General features: G+C 52.4%; 15 protein-coding genes. 13 read left to right on the forward strand and 2 right to left on the reverse strand.

The genetic code is table 11. The features are described from left to right. Window positions 1–114: 114 nt before the first annotated feature. Window positions 115–537 (reverse strand): universal stress protein UspC, encoded by a 423-nt coding sequence (uspC, locus tag D6029_RS14110; RefSeq protein ID WP_120065360.1) that lies wholly within the window; start codon window positions 535–537, stop codon window positions 115–117. 803 nt (window positions 538–1,340) lie between these two features. Between uspC and flhD the strand changes: the two genes are divergently transcribed. From flhD to D6029_RS14145, 7 genes are all read left to right on the forward strand, one after another. Continuing rightward, window positions 1,341–1,691 carry a flagellar transcriptional regulator FlhD gene (gene flhD / locus D6029_RS14115; protein WP_197969184.1) on the forward strand — a complete coding sequence of 117 codons (351 nt, stop codon included), beginning with the start codon at window positions 1,341–1,343 and terminating at the stop codon, window positions 1,689–1,691. Between the two features lie 4 nt (window positions 1,692–1,695). Further along, a complete protein-coding gene (gene flhC, locus D6029_RS14120; RefSeq protein WP_120065362.1) occupies window positions 1,696–2,274 on the forward strand; it encodes a flagellar transcriptional regulator FlhC in 579 nt (192 codons plus the stop codon). A 127-nt stretch (window positions 2,275–2,401) separates the two neighbouring features. Further along, window positions 2,402–3,298: a flagellar motor stator protein MotA gene (motA, locus tag D6029_RS14125; protein ID WP_120065363.1), complete on the forward strand. Its 897-nt coding sequence runs from the start codon at window positions 2,402–2,404 to the stop codon at window positions 3,296–3,298. After that, entirely contained in the window at window positions 3,295–4,224 is a 930-nt protein-coding gene (gene motB, locus D6029_RS14130; RefSeq protein ID WP_120065364.1) for a flagellar motor protein MotB, read from the forward strand. Before motA ends, motB begins: the two co-directional genes overlap by 4 nt. Before the next feature lie 10 nt (window positions 4,225–4,234). Continuing rightward, on the forward strand, window positions 4,235–6,223 hold the full coding sequence (gene cheA / locus D6029_RS14135; protein ID WP_120065365.1) for a chemotaxis protein CheA: 1,989 nt from the start codon (window positions 4,235–4,237) through the stop codon (window positions 6,221–6,223). A gap of 26 nt (window positions 6,224–6,249) precedes the next feature. Next, window positions 6,250–6,750, forward strand: a complete 501-nt coding sequence (cheW, locus tag D6029_RS14140; RefSeq protein WP_120065366.1) for a chemotaxis protein CheW — start codon at window positions 6,250–6,252, stop codon at window positions 6,748–6,750. A 141-nt stretch (window positions 6,751–6,891) separates the two neighbouring features. Continuing rightward, window positions 6,892–8,184, forward strand: a complete 1,293-nt coding sequence (locus D6029_RS14145; RefSeq protein WP_120065367.1) for a Fic family protein — start codon at window positions 6,892–6,894, stop codon at window positions 8,182–8,184. 49 nt (window positions 8,185–8,233) lie between these two features. Here D6029_RS14145 and D6029_RS14150 read toward each other — a convergent pair whose 3' ends face one another. Then, window positions 8,234–9,496, reverse strand: a complete 1,263-nt coding sequence (locus D6029_RS14150; RefSeq protein ID WP_120065368.1) for a dicarboxylate/amino acid:cation symporter — start codon at window positions 9,494–9,496, stop codon at window positions 8,234–8,236. A 406-nt stretch (window positions 9,497–9,902) separates the two neighbouring features. Between D6029_RS14150 and D6029_RS14155 the strand changes: the two genes are divergently transcribed. The 6 genes from D6029_RS14155 (at window position 9,903) to tar (ending at window position 16,938) form a co-directional block, all read left to right on the forward strand. After that, a complete protein-coding gene (locus tag D6029_RS14155; RefSeq protein WP_120065369.1) occupies window positions 9,903–10,472 on the forward strand; it encodes a Csu type fimbrial protein in 570 nt (189 codons plus the stop codon). Window positions 10,473–10,542: 70 nt separating this feature from the next. Beyond that, window positions 10,543–11,037: a Csu type fimbrial protein gene (locus tag D6029_RS14160; protein ID WP_418230264.1), complete on the forward strand. Its 495-nt coding sequence runs from the start codon at window positions 10,543–10,545 to the stop codon at window positions 11,035–11,037. Window positions 11,038–11,052: 15 nt separating this feature from the next. Beyond that, window positions 11,053–11,805 carry a fimbrial biogenesis chaperone gene (locus tag D6029_RS14165; RefSeq protein WP_120065371.1) on the forward strand — a complete coding sequence of 251 codons (753 nt, stop codon included), beginning with the start codon at window positions 11,053–11,055 and terminating at the stop codon, window positions 11,803–11,805. An 11-nt stretch (window positions 11,806–11,816) separates the two neighbouring features. Beyond that, window positions 11,817–14,177, forward strand: coding sequence for a fimbria/pilus outer membrane usher protein (locus D6029_RS14170; protein ID WP_244212413.1), 2,361 nt, complete (start codon window positions 11,817–11,819; stop codon window positions 14,175–14,177). Continuing rightward, window positions 14,174–15,133, forward strand: coding sequence for a Csu type fimbrial protein (locus D6029_RS14175; protein WP_120065373.1), 960 nt, complete (start codon window positions 14,174–14,176; stop codon window positions 15,131–15,133). Before D6029_RS14170 ends, D6029_RS14175 begins: the two co-directional genes overlap by 4 nt. Window positions 15,134–15,276: 143 nt before the next feature. Beyond that, a complete protein-coding gene (gene tar, locus D6029_RS14180; RefSeq protein ID WP_120065374.1) occupies window positions 15,277–16,938 on the forward strand; it encodes a methyl-accepting chemotaxis protein II in 1,662 nt (553 codons plus the stop codon). Window positions 16,939–16,976 lie beyond the last annotated feature (38 nt).

The raw sequence follows: 16,976 nt of genomic DNA on the forward strand, positions 1-16,976 counted from the left end.
CCCTTACACGTTCACCGTTCATTGATTTCTGTGGAATCGAATAACGTATAGGTGAACGGAAAACCTCCGAACTCCATTAAAAACGAAATCCATAAACACCGCCCAGCGCAAACATTAGCCCAGCGGCACCAACAAAACATCCACCTGACTCGACGCTACCACCGCCTTCGCGGAGCAAATTATCTTGCTAAAAAAGCTGTGATTGTGGTTGCCACAGATCACCAAATCCACCGAACCCTTATTACAAATCGCCAGAATATGCTGACTTAATTCACCTGTCGCAATAACTGATTCGGTAATCGGGTAATGGGCCTTCGCAATAAGCTCATCAATAAAAAGTTGAGTCTCTTCGAGCATTAATTCCCGCAGATTCTCCATCATCGGTGCGGCAAATTGATTATAAAGTTCAGGATCTGACGCGAGCGTTATCAGAGTGATTTTCGCATTCGCTGGCTGGGCGATTGAAACGGCCTTTTCCACCAATTGCTGGCTTTCCGGACTGACGGCGACAGCAACCAATATATGTTGGTAACTCATTACAACCTCCTGTTGCCTGATAACCAGACGGTTAACATTTTTCCTACAACAATCCTCAACATTGCGCAAGGATAGTAACCGTAGAAAATGTGAGTCTGCTCATGAAAAAAGATTAATAACGCTAATGTAATCGAGTTGTGAAGAAATCGAGATGCCTGGAACGCTCAAATTTCCATCAAACTTTAGTATTATTTTTTATCTCTAAAATCGCGTTCAGCGTTAACTGCGAAATTGTTCGTTTTGATCAGTAATTAGCAATAATACAAGGTGTTATATGCTGAAAACGTTTGCTGTATCAGATTATTCGTTGGTGTAACTAAAAATGCGATATAAATCACATAGCTATGTGAGTCGCCAAAGACGATATTGAGCGCAAGTCATAAGATTGTTAGCCAGAAGAAAAGGTTTTACCAGATCAACGTAACGGATATTCCGAATTTGATTATAAAGCGCTCAAATGAAAAGTCTTACTGATGTTTGACGGGGATGTATAAAGTAAATATATGTGATCTCCGTCACATAAACTTCAAAATTCAACCGTGACCGCATTGTATGTCTAATGGGCTGCGAGTAGAGTTTGCCCGGAATTAGGAAAAATCTTAATTTCTTACATAAAATTTACTCTCGGATAAGAACGCACCAACAAGGAAGTCTCCACCACATTTGTGTCGGTGGATTCAGTGCGTGTTATCAGTCAATTGATATTGGCTTTTTGCTTGTTTTAATTTTAACCGGAATTTCCGGCGACTCACGGGGTGCGGCACAGCCGCATGTATAAAAGTTAGTTTTTCAGGATGAACCAAATGCATACATCCGAGTTGTTAAAACATATCTACGATATTAATTTATCGTACTTACTGCTTGCTCAACGTCTTATTAGCAGTGATAAAGCCTCAGCAATGTTTCGTCTGGGTGTGACAGAAGACATGGCCAATTCCCTGAGCGAATTAACCTTGCCACAAATGGTGAAATTAGCGGAAACCAATCAGTTGATTTGCCAGTTCCGCTTTAATGACGAACAAACAATAACTCGTTTAACACAAGACTCTCGTGTGGATGATTTACAGCAAATTCATACTGGCATTTTGTTATCCACCCGCTTATTAAATGAGGTGTCCGCAACAGACGAGGCACCGCGTAAAAAAAGGGCGTAGCAAAATGAGCGAGAAAAGTATTGTTCAGGAAGCCCGCGATATTCAACTGGCGATGGAATTAATCACGCTAGGTGCAAGATTGCAGATGCTTGAAAGCGAGACTCAATTAAGTCGTGGCAGACTGATCAAACTGTATAAAGAGCTCCGTGGTAGCCCGCCTCCGAAAGGAATGCTGCCATTTTCTACCGACTGGTTTATGACGTGGGAGCAAAATATTCATGCTTCCATGTTTTGCAACGCCTGGCAGTTCCTGTTGCGCACCGGTTTATGTACCGGTGTTGATGCGGTCATCAAGGCGTATCGTTTATACCTTGAGCAGTGTCCCGCGCAAGAGGGCGGCCCGCTGCTGGCGCTGACTCGCGCCTGGACGCTGGTGCGTTTTGTCGAAAGTAACATGCTGCAATTAAGCCGCTGTAACTGCTGTAGCGGCAACTTTATTACCCACGCTCACCAGCCCGCAGGCAGCTTTGCTTGCAGTATGTGCCAGCCTCCATCAAGAGCGGTAAAAAGACGTAAACTTTCTACGAATACTGCCGATATTATTCCACAACTGCTGGATGAACAGGTCAAACAGGCCGTTTAACAGTTCGGTGTGGTAAACACTCCAGCAGCGATAAGCCATTATCGCTGCTTTTTTTTGCCCCGCATCCGACTGTTTGCTCCTCTGATTTGTGATTCCTCGTCACATTTAACAGCAGAAGGATGTACTCGTGCTGATTGTAATAGGTTATCTGGTCGTAATTGCGACAGTATTCGGCGGCTATATGATGACCGGGGGTCATCTTGGCGCACTCTATCAACCAGCTGAATTTGTCATCATCGGCGGAGCGGGGATCGGGGCCTTTATCGTGGGCAATAACGGTAAGGCGATAAAGGCGACGGTAAAAGCGTTGCCATTACTGTTTCGCCGCTCGAAATATACCAAAAGCATGTATATGGATTTGATGGCGCTGCTTTATCGCTTGATGGCGAAGTCGCGTCAGCAAGGGATGTTTTCTCTTGAACGTGATATCGAAAATCCCAAAGAAAGTGAAATCTTCGCCAGCTATCCGCGTATTTTAGCCGACACTCTGATGCTCGAATTTATTATTGATTACCTGCGCTTAATTATCAGCGGGAATATGAACTCGTTCGAAATAGAAGCGCTGATGGATGAAGAAATTGAAACCCACGAAAGTGAGGCGGAAATACCGGCTAATAGCCTGGCCATAATGGGGGATTCACTCCCGGCATTCGGTATTGTGGCGGCGGTAATGGGCGTAGTACATGCGTTGGCATCCGCTGACAGACCTGCTGCGGAACTCGGATCTTTAATTGCGCACGCCATGGTCGGCACATTCCTCGGTATTTTGCTGGCATACGGGTTTATTTCCCCATTAGCGACCGTTTTGCGCCAGAAAAGCGCTGAAACCACCAAGATGATGCAGTGCGTAAAAGTCACTTTGCTCTCAAGTCTTAACGGTTACGCGCCGCCAATCGCCGTGGAATTTGGCCGTAAAACGCTGTATTCCAGCGAGCGCCCATCGTTCATCGAACTGGAAGAACATGTTCGTGCCGTGCGCTCGCCAAATGGGCAGCAGCAGCGTGCCACGGAAGAAGAAGTATGAAGAACAATGCGCGCCCCATTATTGTCGTAAAACGCCGCAAACATAAGGGCCACGGCGGCGGCGCGCACGGTTCGTGGAAAATTGCCTATGCCGACTTTATGACGGCGATGATGGCCTTTTTTCTGGTGATGTGGCTGATTTCCATCTCCAGCCCTAAAGAATTGGCGCAAATTGCCGACTACTTCCGTACGCCACTTTCCGCCGCGATTACCGGCGGGCAGCGTATTGCTGACAGCTCAAGCCCAATCCCAGGCGGCGGCGATGATGTCACTCAGCAACAAGGTGAAGTGAAACGGCAACCGAATATTGAAGATCTCAGAAAGAAAATGGAAACCAGCCGTCTTAAACGCCTGGGCGATAAGTTAGATCAGCTGATTGATGCTGACCCAAAGTTGCGTGCGCTGCGTCCGCATCTGCAAATCGACCTGGTGCAGGAAGGGCTACGGATACAAATTATCGACAGCCAGAACCGCCCAATGTTTAAAAACGGCAGCGCGGAAGTGGAGCCTTACATGCGCGATATTCTGCGCAGCATCGCGCCGTTACTGAATGATTTTCCGAACAAAATTAGTTTATCTGGCCACACGGATGATTTGCCGTATGCCATGGGCGAGCGCGGATACAGCAACTGGGAACTTTCTGCTGACCGGGCGAATGCCTCGCGGCGCGAACTGATGTCGGGCGGGCTTATTGACGGCAAAGTGCTGCGCGTAGTGGGCATGTCATCAACCATGCGCCTGACCAACCGCGGGCCAGGCGACGCCATTAACCGTCGCATTAGTTTGCTGGTACTGAACAAACAAGCTGAAGAGGCCATCGTGCACGAAAACGCAGAAAGCGATAACCGGCCACTCAGCATTCTCCAACAACCTGTGGCCGTGGAACCGGCGCAGAACACATTACCGCCACAATCCGGTACGAGGTGATAGCGTGAGTATGGATATCAGCGATTTTTACCAGACATTTTTTGACGAGGCCGACGAGTTGCTGGCCGATATGGAACAGCACCTGCTGAATCTGCTGCCCGAAGCGCCGGACTCAGAACTGCTGAACGCCATTTTTCGCGCGGCGCATTCCATTAAAGGCGGCGCGGGAACATTTGGCTTCTCCGTTTTGCAGGAAACCACGCATTTAATGGAAAACCTGCTCGACGACGCGCGGCGCGGTGAGATGCAACTCAGCACCGATATCATCAACCTGTTTTTGGAAACCAAAGATATTATGCAGGAACAGTTGGACGCCTATAAAAACTCACAGGAACCGGATGCTGAGAGTTTCGATTATATCTGCAAAGCGTTACGCCAGCTGGCTCTGGAAGCCAAAGGTGAAACGCTCGCACCGCCTGCAAAACTGACGGTCGTAGAAAAAGAGACGGTCGAAAAGCCGCCTGCCAGCGACGGGAAATTGCGCATTACCATTACCGGGTTGAAAGCCAGCGAACTCGATTTGCTGCTCGAAGAACTGGGTAATCTTGGCTCGTTGAGCGAGGTGGAAAAGGGGGCGAACTCTGTCACCGCCACCATGGAAACCACCGTCAGTGCGGACGATATCAGCGCGGTGTTGTGCTTTGTTATCGAGCCGGAGCAAATTGAATTTCTGCCGTTGCCTACGGCGGCGACCGTTGAAGTAATCGACGCAGTTGAAGAGCCGGTGGCACTCGCCGTCAATGCGCCACAACCGGTTGCAATACCCGCAGCCCCTCGCGTAGAACGCGAAGCTAAAGCAACCCGCGTCAACGAATCGAGCAGTATTCGTGTCGCGGTTGAAAAGGTCGATCAGCTCATCAACCTGGTAGGCGAACTGGTGATTACCCAGTCGATGTTGGCGCAACGATCCAACGAACTCGACCCGGTTGAACACGGCGAATTGATTACCAGCATGGGGCAGTTACAACGTAACGCCCGCGATTTGCAAGAGTCGGTGATGTCTATCCGTATGATGCCCATGGAATATGTCTTCAGCCGCTTCCCGCGTCTGGTGCGTGATTTGGCGAGCAAATTGGATAAACAAGTCGAGCTGACGTTGCAAGGCAGCTCCACCGAACTGGATAAAAGTTTAATCGAACGCATTATCGACCCATTAACGCACCTGGTGCGTAACAGCCTCGATCACGGTATCGAAACGCCTGAAAAACGCGTTGCAGCCGGGAAATCTGCGGTCGGTAATTTGATTCTTTCTGCTGAACACCAGGGCGGGAACATCTGCATTGAAGTTTCCGACGATGGCGCAGGTCTGAACCGCGAACGCATCCTTGCCAAAGCGCTATCGCAAGGTATGCCGGTGCATGAAAACATGTCTGATGACGAAGTGGGCATGTTGATTTTTGCCCCTGGATTCTCCACGGCGGAGCAGGTGACAGACGTTTCCGGGCGCGGCGTCGGCATGGACGTGGTGAAACGTAACATCCAGGAAATGGGTGGCCACGTTGAAATCAAATCTCAGGCCAACATCGGCACCACGATTCGCATCATGCTGCCGCTGACGCTGGCGATCCTTGACGGTATGTCGGTCAAAGTGTGCGACGAAGTGTTCATTCTGCCGCTCAACGCGGTGATGGAATCGTTGCAGCCAAAAGAAGATGACTTGCATCCACTGGCGGGTGGCGAGCGCGTGCTGGAAGTGCGCGGTGAATATTTGCCGCTGGTTGAACTGTGGAAAGTGTTCGATGTAAACGGTGCAAAAACCGAAGCTACGCAAGGCATTGTGGTGATTTTGCAAAGTGCCGGACGCCGTTACGCGCTGCTCGTCGATCAATTAATCGGTCAGCATCAAGTGGTGGTGAAAAACCTCGAAAGCAACTATCGCAAAGTGCCGGGCATTTCTGCCGCCACCATTCTTGGGGATGGCAGCGTGGCGCTGATTGTGGATGTTTCCGCGCTGCAAGGTTTGAATCGTGAACAACGTATGGCAGGCCACGCCGCCTGATCCCAGGTTTGAGGAAGGATAAGAAAATGACTGGATTGACCAATGTGACAAAACTGACCGGGGAAACGGTAGGGCAAGAATTCCTCGTTTTCACCCTCGGTGACGAAGAGTACGGCATCGACATTTTGAAAGTGCAGGAAATCCGTGGCTACGACCAGGTAACGCGCATCGCCAACACGCCTGCGTTTATCAAAGGCGTGACCAACCTGCGCGGCGTGATTGTCCCGATTCTCGACCTGCGTATTAAGTTCGACCAGGACGGTGTGGAATATAACGAAAACACGGTCGTGATTGTGCTCAATTTAGGGCAACGCGTAGTAGGAATTGTGGTGGACGGTGTCTCTGACGTGCTCTCTCTGACCGCCGAACAAATCCGCCCGGCTCCAGAGTTTGCGGTGACGCTTTCAACAGAATACCTCACCGGCCTTGGCGCACTGGGCGAGCGAATGCTGATTCTGGTGAACATCGAAAAGCTGTTGAACAGCGAAGAGATGGCGCTGGTGGATAGTGCGGCGCGCGTGGCGTAATCGCTTAAACACGCAATAAAAAGGCCTGAGCGCAATCTCAGGCCTTTTTTGTTTTTATTAAAAACTGGTTGAAAAAGAATCACCCTGTTATCGCAAACTAGAGTACTCTATCTCAATAATTGTATAAATTGAGATAGTTTGATGAAGCAACCCCCGGCGTTAATCCCATTCTCCTCGTTGAGCGGGGAGCAGATAGAATCCCACCAGCGGTATAACCGAATGCTGGATGACAAAGGTCGCTATCTTCCTTTTGAAGAATTTCGCCATCGCCTAAAACGCGGGGATGACCTCCAGCTGGCCTGGACGCTAACACGTCGTGCACGTGATGCAGCTATTCAACGTATTGATTACTTTAACGAAGCCGGTGAACAGGCGGGGTTTAATTTCACGCCTTCCATCGTCGAGGTTTGCGCGCTGGTGGATATTTTTGCCAGCCAGGCAGCGATGCAGAAACAGGCCGCGTCTCTACGGGGAGCAGGGGCTGAACTATCGGCGCTGGTACTTGAAGAGCCGATTACCAGCTCGCAACTTGAAGGGGCGAACACCACAACGCTTGTCGCACGTAACCTGTTAGAAAGTGGGCGCAATGCGCGCAACGAAGACGAGCAAATGATCGTCGGTAACGCCCGGTTGATGGCTGAAATCCCGAACCATCTCAGCGAACCTTTGACCCTCGATCTTATTCGGCATTTTCATGCGGTTGGCATGAGCGGTATTGATGACGATAAATATGCCCCAGGGACATTCCGGCAAACCGATGATGTTGTGATTGCCGATTATGACGGAAATATTATTCATCAGCCGCCCCCGGCAAACCGGATCCTGGAGCGTCTTCAGGCAGTTTGCGACGTGGTTAATAACACCCGTGGTCGGTATATTCACCCGCTGATACGCGCCTGTATTCTTCACTTAATGATTGCTCACGAACACCCATTTCGTGACGGCAACGGCCGCACAAGCCGTGCGCTTTTTTACTGGTTCATGCTCAAAAATGGCTACGAGGCATTCAGGTACATTTCCATCAGCGCGTTTCTGCATGCCGCTCCGGTGAAATACGCCCACAGCTATCAATACACGGAAGGTGACGGCATGGATCTGACCTATTTTCTGGATTACCAGGCAAGCCTGCTGGTTCGCGCAGTGCACGAATACCTGGCGCATATCGACGAACTGATAAGCCGCAGGTCAGCGATAGACCGCGTGTTGTTTGAGTCTGGGGCATTAGGGCGGCTGACCTCACGCCAGGTCACCGTGCTAAATATTATGACCGCAACGCCTGGAAAGCTGTTTGCTGCCGCTGAGATCGCAGGTTCGTTAGGGATTTCGGACAATACCGCGCGAGCGTCAATCCGGGCGCTGGTGAAAGAAGGGGTTGCGGAGCAAGTGCGGGTTAACGATCAGCAAACACTATATCGGGCAAAATTCGAAAGTTGATGGCAAAAATAAAGGGGCTTATCGCCCCTTTATCGTTATCTCGTCGGGCTTACGCCTCGATCTCTTCCCCAACTTCAATCGACTCTTCCATCTCACCTTCATTCTTCGACAGCATCGCCGTCGCGACACCGTTGCCCAGCACATTAATTGCTGAACGGCCCATGTCGAGGAAATGGTCGATACCCATCAGCAGCAAAATGCCCGCCACCGGAATATTGAAGCTTGGAATGGTCGCCGCCAGCACTACCAGCGCTGAACGTGGCACGCCTGCAATCCCTTTAGAGGCCAGCATTAACGTCAGCATCAACACCACAATTTCAGAGAAATTCAGGTGGATATTATACGCCTGGGCGATAAACATGGAGGCGAACGAGCAGTACACCATTGAGCCGACCAGGTTGAACGAATAACCAATTGGCAGCACGAATGACGCGATGTTGCGCGAGCAACCAAAACGGGTCAGCTGATCGAGCGTTTTAGGATAAGCCGCTTCGGATGAACTGGTGGTGAACGCAACCAGAACCGGGTCTTTTAACATCGCAATCAGGCGGAACACATCACGCTTGAGCACCATATAACCGACGCCAATCAGCACCATGCAGGTCAGGATGATAGCCAGATAGTAGCCCCCGATAAATGAGGCATAGTTAAGCAAAATCCCCAGACCTTCGGTCGCTACAACAGACGAAATAGCGGCGAAAATCGCCAGCGGTGCCACGTACATCACGTAGCCCGTCACTTTCAGCATGATGTGGGAAACCACGTCTAATGCGGCGACTAACGGCGTATTAAATTTCTCACCAAGAGACGCGCCCGCAATACCGAAGAACAGTGAGAACACCACGATTTGCAGGATTTCGTTATTCGACATCGCGCCCGCAATACTGGTTGGGATGGTATGCGAGATAAACGCTTTCAGGTTCATGCCGCTCACCGCAAGGCCGGTCTGAACGTCGCCCGCAGGGATTTGCAGATTCATCCCCGCACCTGGCTGCTGAAGGGTGACGATAAACAAACCCACCAGAATCGACAGAATGGAAGAGGAAACAAACCACACCATCGCTTTGCCACCGACGCGGCCAATGGTCGAGGTTTCGCCCATCTTCATGATGCCCACCGTCAGGGTGCTGAACACCAACGGTGCAATCACCATTTTGATCAGACGTAAAAAGATGTCGGTAAACAGCGTGATGTTTTCGGCATAACTCTTAATGTTGTCAGCAGCGGCATATTCGTGGATCGCGGCACCGGAGAGGATCCCGGCAAACATGAATAGAAGAATAAATAGCGTGAGTTTGTTTGAACTAGACAATTACGTAATAACCCCGTCGATTAGTAACAATTAATTAACTTATTGAGCCATATATAATTTTTATGGTTGCCCAATTTATATTCGGCCCATAAATTGAAGCAAAGCGGGAAAGGATTCAACTATTTTTTACTTTTTGTCTTATTTGTTAATGCAGAAACCCTTATGTAACAGTGTGATAACAATCACGAAAATAATATTAATATTTCCGGTTATTTGTCATGCAAATGCCGAGGTTTAAGCATTAACCCATTGAATAAAGCCAATAAAATTTTGCAATACGACATCGGAGTGATTTGCCGTTCAGTTTCTGGTCATTTCTAAATACCTAAACTAAATTTCAATAAGTTAGCGAATGCAGCGCCCTGGCGATCATTGGGGATGGGATGTGCAAAACGAGGGCTAAACAATGAAAGCACACACACTCTTATTGCTTTGTGGAAGTGGTTTACTTTGTGGCATCAGCGGGGCGCAAGCGGTGACCAGCAATGGCACCATAAATGCGACACTCACCCTGACCAACGGCTGCCTGATTAACGGCTCACCCGCTCAAAACGGCATTAACTTCGGGACGCTGGATTTTGGTGAACATCCTGCAACTTTCTCGACGTTGACCACTGAACTTGCTGGCGCTTCCGGCGGCAACAGCTTCGGCATTCAATGCACCAACGGCTCGACTTACACCGTGCAAGTCACCGGCAGCACTAACGGCGCACCGGGCACCACCGTCGGCACGCCGGGAACGCCCGCTCGTTATCTGGTTAATACCTCAGACGCAACCCAAGGCGTGGCCTACAGCATCTACAGCGACAGCGCCTTCAATAATGTGATCGCCAACAATACGGCTATTCCGAAAGCGTCCACCACCGACGGCGTAGACAACTACATTGTTTACGGGCGTATTCAGGGCGGGGGAGACAGCGTGACGGTGAAACCCGGCACCTACACTGACGTGATTAATGTCAGCGTGACTTACTAACCCTTCATTCTCCAACAAGCATTTTTAACTGCAGGTCATCGCTCCTGCTGAGGGCCGCGCTTTGCATAAAATTCACGCGCTACTATGGGGATTGATGGGGGTATTTGCGGCGAATGCCGTCACCCAACAATCATTCCAGGTTGGCGCGACGATAACGCCAGGCTGTTCCATTGCCAGCGGCAGCGGCGGGTTATTCGGGACGCTGGATTTTGGCAGCCATAACGGCGTGGAAAGCGGGCTCGCCAGCAACGCGTTTATTCCCAACACCTCGCTGGCACTGGCCTGCACGCCAGGCGTGGCGTTAAGCATGACGATCGACGGCGGAAAACATTACACCTCGCTGCGCAATATGGTGCGCACTGGCGGAAATGAAGCGGTGCCGTACCGGCTCTACACCAGCGGGGCGCTAACCGCCAATAGCGAAATTTTGGTCAACCAGGCGGTGGCAATTAGCTACAGCAACAGCAATAACATCACTTTGCCGATTTATGGCGCGGCGCAACTCACGGGATTTAGCCCCGCAGGGACGTATACCGACCAACTCACCGTGACCTTGTCATGGTAACAAAGGGAGAAAACAATGACGCAACGGCTTTCGCATAAACTGCTGTTCGCGGCAGGATGTTTTGCCAGCGCTCAGGCTCTGGCGGCGGGTAATATCCTGATTTGGCCCATCGATCCCTATCTTGCTCCTGACGCGAAAGCCGCAGAATTGTGGATACAAAATCAAAGCAGCGAAGCCACCACCATGCAGGTGCGGGTGGTCGGCTGGCAGCAGCAAGATGGGCATGAAAAATACCAGCCGCAACAGGATGTGGTCGCCAGCCCGCCGATTGTGCAAATCGCCGGTGGCGGCAAGCAGTTGATTCGCCTGATTAAACAAAGTGTGGTGCCGCCAAATCAGGAACAGGCTTACCGCATCGTGGTGGACGAAATCCCGCAACCCGCTGATAACCGTAAACCGCAGTTGGGCTTGAAGTTACAGATGCGTTATTCCATTCCGCTGTTTGCTTATGGCGCGGGTATGGTCACCGAACAGGCGGCCAGCAATCACGCCAGTACCGAACCGGCGAAACTGTCCTGGCGGGTAGTGAATGACGGCGGTAAACCGACGCTGCAAGTCACGAATCGCGGTAACGTTCACGCGCGTTTGAGTAAAGTCACGTTGCGCCAGGGAAGCCAACAGCGGGTTTTGACCGACGGGCTAATGGGTTACGTGCTGCCCGGAAGCCAGCGAGAATGGCCGCTTCCCGCTTCACTTTCCCGGCCTGACCAATTGTCTGCAACGATCAACGCTCGTTCCGAACAATGGCAAACCTCTCCGGTCAATTGAGCCGATTAACGATGGCAATGTTATTGATGTCTTTGCCGTTGTGCAGCCACGCTGCACAGGAAGACGATGCGTTGCCGCCGCCACCGGACGCCCAGGCGTTGAACCAGACCGCGCAGTTTCATTTATCGCTGGTGTTTAACCAGTGGGACAGCGGCCAGGTGGTGCCTGTCACCCAGCGCAACGGGCAATTTTTTGTCAGCCGGGCGGATTTGCAACGCGCCGGTTTACCGGGCGAAAAATTCACCCAGGACGAGGTAAACGTCTCGGCGCTGAAAGACGTGCAAACCGAGTACGACAGCGCCGGTCAACGCCTGATGATGAAGGTTCCCAACGAATGGCTGCCCAGCCAGGCGATTACGCTGGGAAGAAAAGACGCCAGTTTTAAGCCGTTAAGCGGCACCGGGGCGCTGCTCAATTACGATCTCTACACCAGCCATGCCGAAAACAGCGGCGGCCAGGCCTCGCTTTGGCATGAGTTGCGCTTGTTTAGCGGCAATCTGAGTCTTTCTTCTACTGGCACCGCGCGGCAGGGGTTTTCAGGCTATGACGCAGGAAGTGGCGAAGGCTACATCCGCTATGACACCACGCTCACCGGCACCGACGAAGATGACATTATCAGCTGGTCGGCGGGGGATGTGGTCAGCGACGCCTTAAACTGGAGCAATAGCGTGCGTATGGGCGGCGTCTCCATTGGCCGCAATTTCTCGCTGCGCCCGGATCTGATTACTTACCCGCTGCCCGCGTTTTCCGGCGAAGCGGCGGTGCCTTCCACCGTTGACGTGTTTATTAACGGCTATCGCAGCGGCAGCACCGATCTGCAACCCGGCCCGTTTACGCTCACCAATTTGCCGTACATCAACGGCTCCGGCGATGCGGTACTGGTAACGACCGATGCGCTTGGCCGCCAGGTTTCCACCACGCTGCCGTTTTATGTCGCCAGCGAATTGCTCAAGCCGGGTTTGAGTGACGGCGCGTTCACACTCGGCGCGATGCGGCGTGATTACGGCATCGAAAACTTTTCCTATGGCCCGGCGGCAGCCAGCGGTTCGTACCGTTATGGCGTGAACGAATACTGGACGCTGGAAAGCCATGCCGAAGGGGCGCAATCCCTGGCATTAGGCGGCGTAGGAACGCTGGTTAAACTCGGGAATTTTGGCGTGATCAACGGCGCGTATTCGCGCAGCGAAATGCGTGGGGAAGGCGGGCAGCAAGTTAACTGGGGTTATCAGTACAGCACCAATAGTTTTAACATCGGCACCCAACACAGCCACCGCGACCGCGGCTTTGGCAATCTGGCGCTGTACGACTCGCCGGACATGTACGACGAAAACAACAAGCCCATCGCCAGCCTTAGCCGCAGCACCGATCAATACTCACTCTCTTTTAACCTGGGCAGTTACGGCAACGTCGGCGCGGCGTGGATTGACGTGCGCAGTTTTGACGATGAAAAAACGCAATTGCTGAACTTGTCATGGAGCAAAAACCTGTGGGGCGACAGCAGCTTTTATCTCGCCGCCAGCCACGACCCGGCGCAAAACGGCTGGAGCGTGGCGCTCTCTTTGCAGGTTCCCTTCGGCGTGTCAGACACTGCGGCATTCAGCGTCGAAAGCACACCGGATGCGGGCAGTTCACAGCGGGTGAACTACAACCACGCGATGCCAAGCAACGGTGGTTTTAGCTGGAACATGGCCTACGCGCATCAAAGTGATAGCGACGATTACCAGCAGGCCACGCTCGGCTGGCGCAACAATAAAGTCGAATTGCAGGGCGGGGTTTATGGGCAGCGTAATAATTATACGCAGTGGGGCGAAATGTCCGGCTCGCTGGTGATGATGGACAACACGCTGCTGGCGGCGAACCGCATCAACGACGCCTTTATGGTGGTCAGCACCGATGGCTACCGTGATGTCACGGTGAATTTTGAAAACCAGCCCGTTGGCACCACCGACGATGACGGCTACCTGCTGATTAGCGGCGTGTCATCTTATTACCCGGCAAACTACAGCATCAACACGCTGAATCTTCCCGCCGACACGCGCATTACAGACACCGAACGGCGCGTGGCGTTACGCCGTCACTCCGGCTATTTGCTTGATTTTCCTATGGAACAGCAGCGTGTCGCCAGCGTTATTCTGCAAGACAGCAAAGGTAAAGTGCTGCCGGTATCAAGCCAGGTTTATCGTCCGTTACAGTCGCCGGTTCCCGTGGGTTACGACGGCATTGCCTGGCTCGAAAACCTTAGCGATGTGAACCCGCTGACGGTGACGTTGCCAGACGGGAAGCGCTGCAAAGCGACGCTGACGCTTGAGAAAAACCCCGATCGCAAACTGAAAACCTACGGCCCGCTGGAGTGCCGCGAGGTGGGGAGATGAAAGGGCTGCTGGCGCTGTTACTGTTGATGGTGGGAGCGCCCGCCTGGTCGGCCTGTACTCAGGGCGGACAAACGGCGTCGTTCGGTAGCCAAAGTTCGTTTGTGGTGAACTCCACCGTCCAGAACACCAGCACCACATTGACGCTTGATTGCGACACAGTGCTGAACTTGCTGACTTCCGACTCGATAAAACTGATTTACCTGGGGGCAACGCCAGTGGTGACGGGCATTCGCGGCCTGCTCAAACGCACTGACAACACCACGATAACCGATAACGTTCCGGTGGTGGTGTGCGTGCAATCCGGGTGCGCCGGGAGCAGCGAAGTGCAAGTCGGCGGGACTTACACCTGGAGCGGCAGCACGCTACTCAATCTGCTTGCCAGTAAGCGCTATGCGTTGCCGATTTATTTGCGCACGGTCGCCGGGCAAAACGTCAGCGCCGGGCCGTATCGCGTGGTGCTGAACTTTCGTCTCGACTGGAATATTTGCAGCCTCGGCGTGGCGGCGTGTCTTGCGTATCAATCCGGGAACGGCAGCGCCGATGTGGCGGTGACGCTGACCGTCACTAACGATTGCAGCACCATTTCTGCTCCGGCGGTGAATTTCGACAGCGCGCCGCTGGTGCAAAACTTTAAAAGCGTGTCGCAAAGTATTGCCATCACTTGCACCAAAGGCAGCACTTACACGGTTGGTGTCAGCGATGGCTCAAATGCCTCGGGCAACGTGCGGCGCATGAAAAGCGGCAACAACTATATGAACTATGAGATCTATAAATCCAACGGCACTGACCGTTGGGGAAGTCTTGGCACAGAGCGCTGGGCGAGTGCCGCCTCGTCGGGGTTGAGTAGTGACGGCTTGCTGCGCAACTTTAACTATGTGGCAAAAGTGCTCACCAGCCAGACCACGCCGCCCGCGGGCGCGTATACCGATACGTTAGTGGTGGATGTCGCGTTTTAACGTGTCAAATACAAAACCCCATGCCAACCAGTCCGTAGGTCGGGCAAGCGTAGCGCCCCCGACATTTTCGCCCCAAAGTTTCACGTAAAGTTTCAATACCCCATGCCGATAACATCCATAAGAAATCATTAAAAGGGTGTTATATGTTGAACCGTATTCGCGTTGTCACCATGCTAATGATGGTGCTGGTGGTGTTCGCGCTCCTCCAGCTCATCTCTGGCGGAATGTTTTTTAACTCACTCAAACAAAATAACGACAGTTTTAAAGTTTCCAGGGAGTTACGCGTTCAGCAATCAGAACTGGCCAACACCTGGGAATTGATGCTGCAAACACGCATCAACCTGAGCCGTTCTGCGGCGCGCATGATGATGGATGCCAGCAACGGGCAAAGTGCAGCAAAAACGGACTTGCTGAATAACGCCAAAAAATCCCTCGTTGAAGCGCAAAAACATTACGCTGCTTTCAAAGAAATTCCGCCGATTACGCCAGAGCTTGAAGCGCTGGTAAAAGGCATTGATGACGATTACCAGAACTACAACCAGGCGTTGAACGAACTGGTGGGTTATCTGGAAACCGGCAACATGGATGCCTACTTTGCGCAGTCCACCCAAAGCCTGCAAAACGCCCTCGAGAAAGAATACGCCGACTACATTGCGCTCAACGACCGCATGTACGAGCAATCTTATATCGCAAGCACTCACGACTATAACTTTGCCAAGTGGCAGATTGCGGGGCTTGCACTCGCGCTGTTCGCGGTGATTGTGCTGGTGTGGTTCGGTATGCGTCGCATCCTGCTGCAACCGCTGGCGGTGGTGATTGGGCATATTCGTGAAATCGCCAACGGCAATCTGACGGAAAATATCGTTTCCACCGGGCGCAACGAAATGAGCGAGCTGACCTCCAGCGTGCGCCACATGCAGCAAGAACTGATTATTACCGTCGGCAGCGTGCGCGATGGATCTGACGCCATCTACAGCGGTGCCTCGGAAATCGCCGCCGGAAACAACGATCTCTCTTCCCGTACCGAACAGCAGGCCGCATCGCTAGAAGAAACCGCCGCCAGCATGGAACAGCTCACCGCGACCGTGAAACAGAATGCGGAAAACGCCCGTCAGGCTTCGCAACTGGCATTAAGCGCCTCCGAAACCGCACAGCGCGGCGGCAAAGTGGTGGATGGCGTGGTGAAAACCATGCACGACATCGCCGGTTCCTCGAAGAAAATCGCTGACATTACCGGCGTGATTGATGGCATCGCTTTCCAGACCAACATCCTGGCGTTGAACGCCGCCGTTGAAGCCGCGCGTGCCGGTGAGCAGGGGCGCGGTTTTGCCGTGGTTGCAGGCGAAGTGCGCAACCTGGCGCAACGCAGCGCGCAGGCCGCCAAAGAGATCAAATCGCTGATTGAAGATTCAGTTTCTCGCGTCGATACCGGCTCGGTGCTGGTAGAAAGCGCCGGGGAAACCATGAGCGATATCGTCAATGCCGTCACCCGCGTCACCGACATCATGGGCGAAATCGCTTCGGCTTCCGACGAGCAAAGCCGGGGTATCGACCAGGTGGCTCTGGCGGTTTCTGAAATGGACCGCGTGACTCAGCAAAACGCCTCGCTGGTGGAAGAGTCCGCGTCGGCTGCCGCCGCCCTTGAAGAACAAGCCAGCATGTTAAACCAGCTAGTTGCGGCCTTCCGTTTAACCACCCAATCCGCGACAACGCCTGCCGCCATCGCTTCTCCAACGCCTGCGCCCGTGCTCAAAACGAGTAAAGCCGCCGTCGGTGGAAATGACGATAACTGGGAAACTTTCTAAGAATCTTTTATCGCCGGCAGACGTGCCGGCAGAGGGGC

This window comes from Buttiauxella izardii, assembly GCF_003601925.1.
GTDB classification, from domain to species: Bacteria; Pseudomonadota; Gammaproteobacteria; order Enterobacterales; family Enterobacteriaceae; genus Buttiauxella; species Buttiauxella izardii.

Bases quoted from the DNA above. Each gene is read 5' to 3' on its own strand.
- cheA (WP_120065365.1), top strand. From the start codon at position 4,235: ATGGATATCAGCGATTTTTACCAGACATTTTTTGACGAGGCCGACGAG.
- D6029_RS14145 (WP_120065367.1), top strand. From the start codon at position 6,892: ATGAAGCAACCCCCGGCGTTAATCCCATTCTCCTCGTTGAGCGGGGAG.
- cheW (WP_120065366.1), top strand. From the start codon at position 6,250: ATGACTGGATTGACCAATGTGACAAAACTGACCGGGGAAACGGTAGGG.
- D6029_RS14170 (WP_244212413.1), top strand. From the start codon at position 11,817: ATGGCAATGTTATTGATGTCTTTGCCGTTGTGCAGCCACGCTGCACAG.
- tar (WP_120065374.1), top strand. From the start codon at position 15,277: ATGTTGAACCGTATTCGCGTTGTCACCATGCTAATGATGGTGCTGGTG.
- D6029_RS14165 (WP_120065371.1), top strand. From the start codon at position 11,053: ATGACGCAACGGCTTTCGCATAAACTGCTGTTCGCGGCAGGATGTTTT.
- uspC (WP_120065360.1), bottom strand. From the start codon at position 537: ATGAGTTACCAACATATATTGGTTGCTGTCGCCGTCAGTCCGGAAAGC.
- flhD (WP_197969184.1), top strand. From the start codon at position 1,341: ATGCATACATCCGAGTTGTTAAAACATATCTACGATATTAATTTATCG.
- D6029_RS14175 (WP_120065373.1), top strand. From the start codon at position 14,174: ATGAAAGGGCTGCTGGCGCTGTTACTGTTGATGGTGGGAGCGCCCGCC.
- D6029_RS14155 (WP_120065369.1), top strand. From the start codon at position 9,903: ATGAAAGCACACACACTCTTATTGCTTTGTGGAAGTGGTTTACTTTGT.
- flhC (WP_120065362.1), top strand. From the start codon at position 1,696: ATGAGCGAGAAAAGTATTGTTCAGGAAGCCCGCGATATTCAACTGGCG.
- motB (WP_120065364.1), top strand. From the start codon at position 3,295: ATGAAGAACAATGCGCGCCCCATTATTGTCGTAAAACGCCGCAAACAT.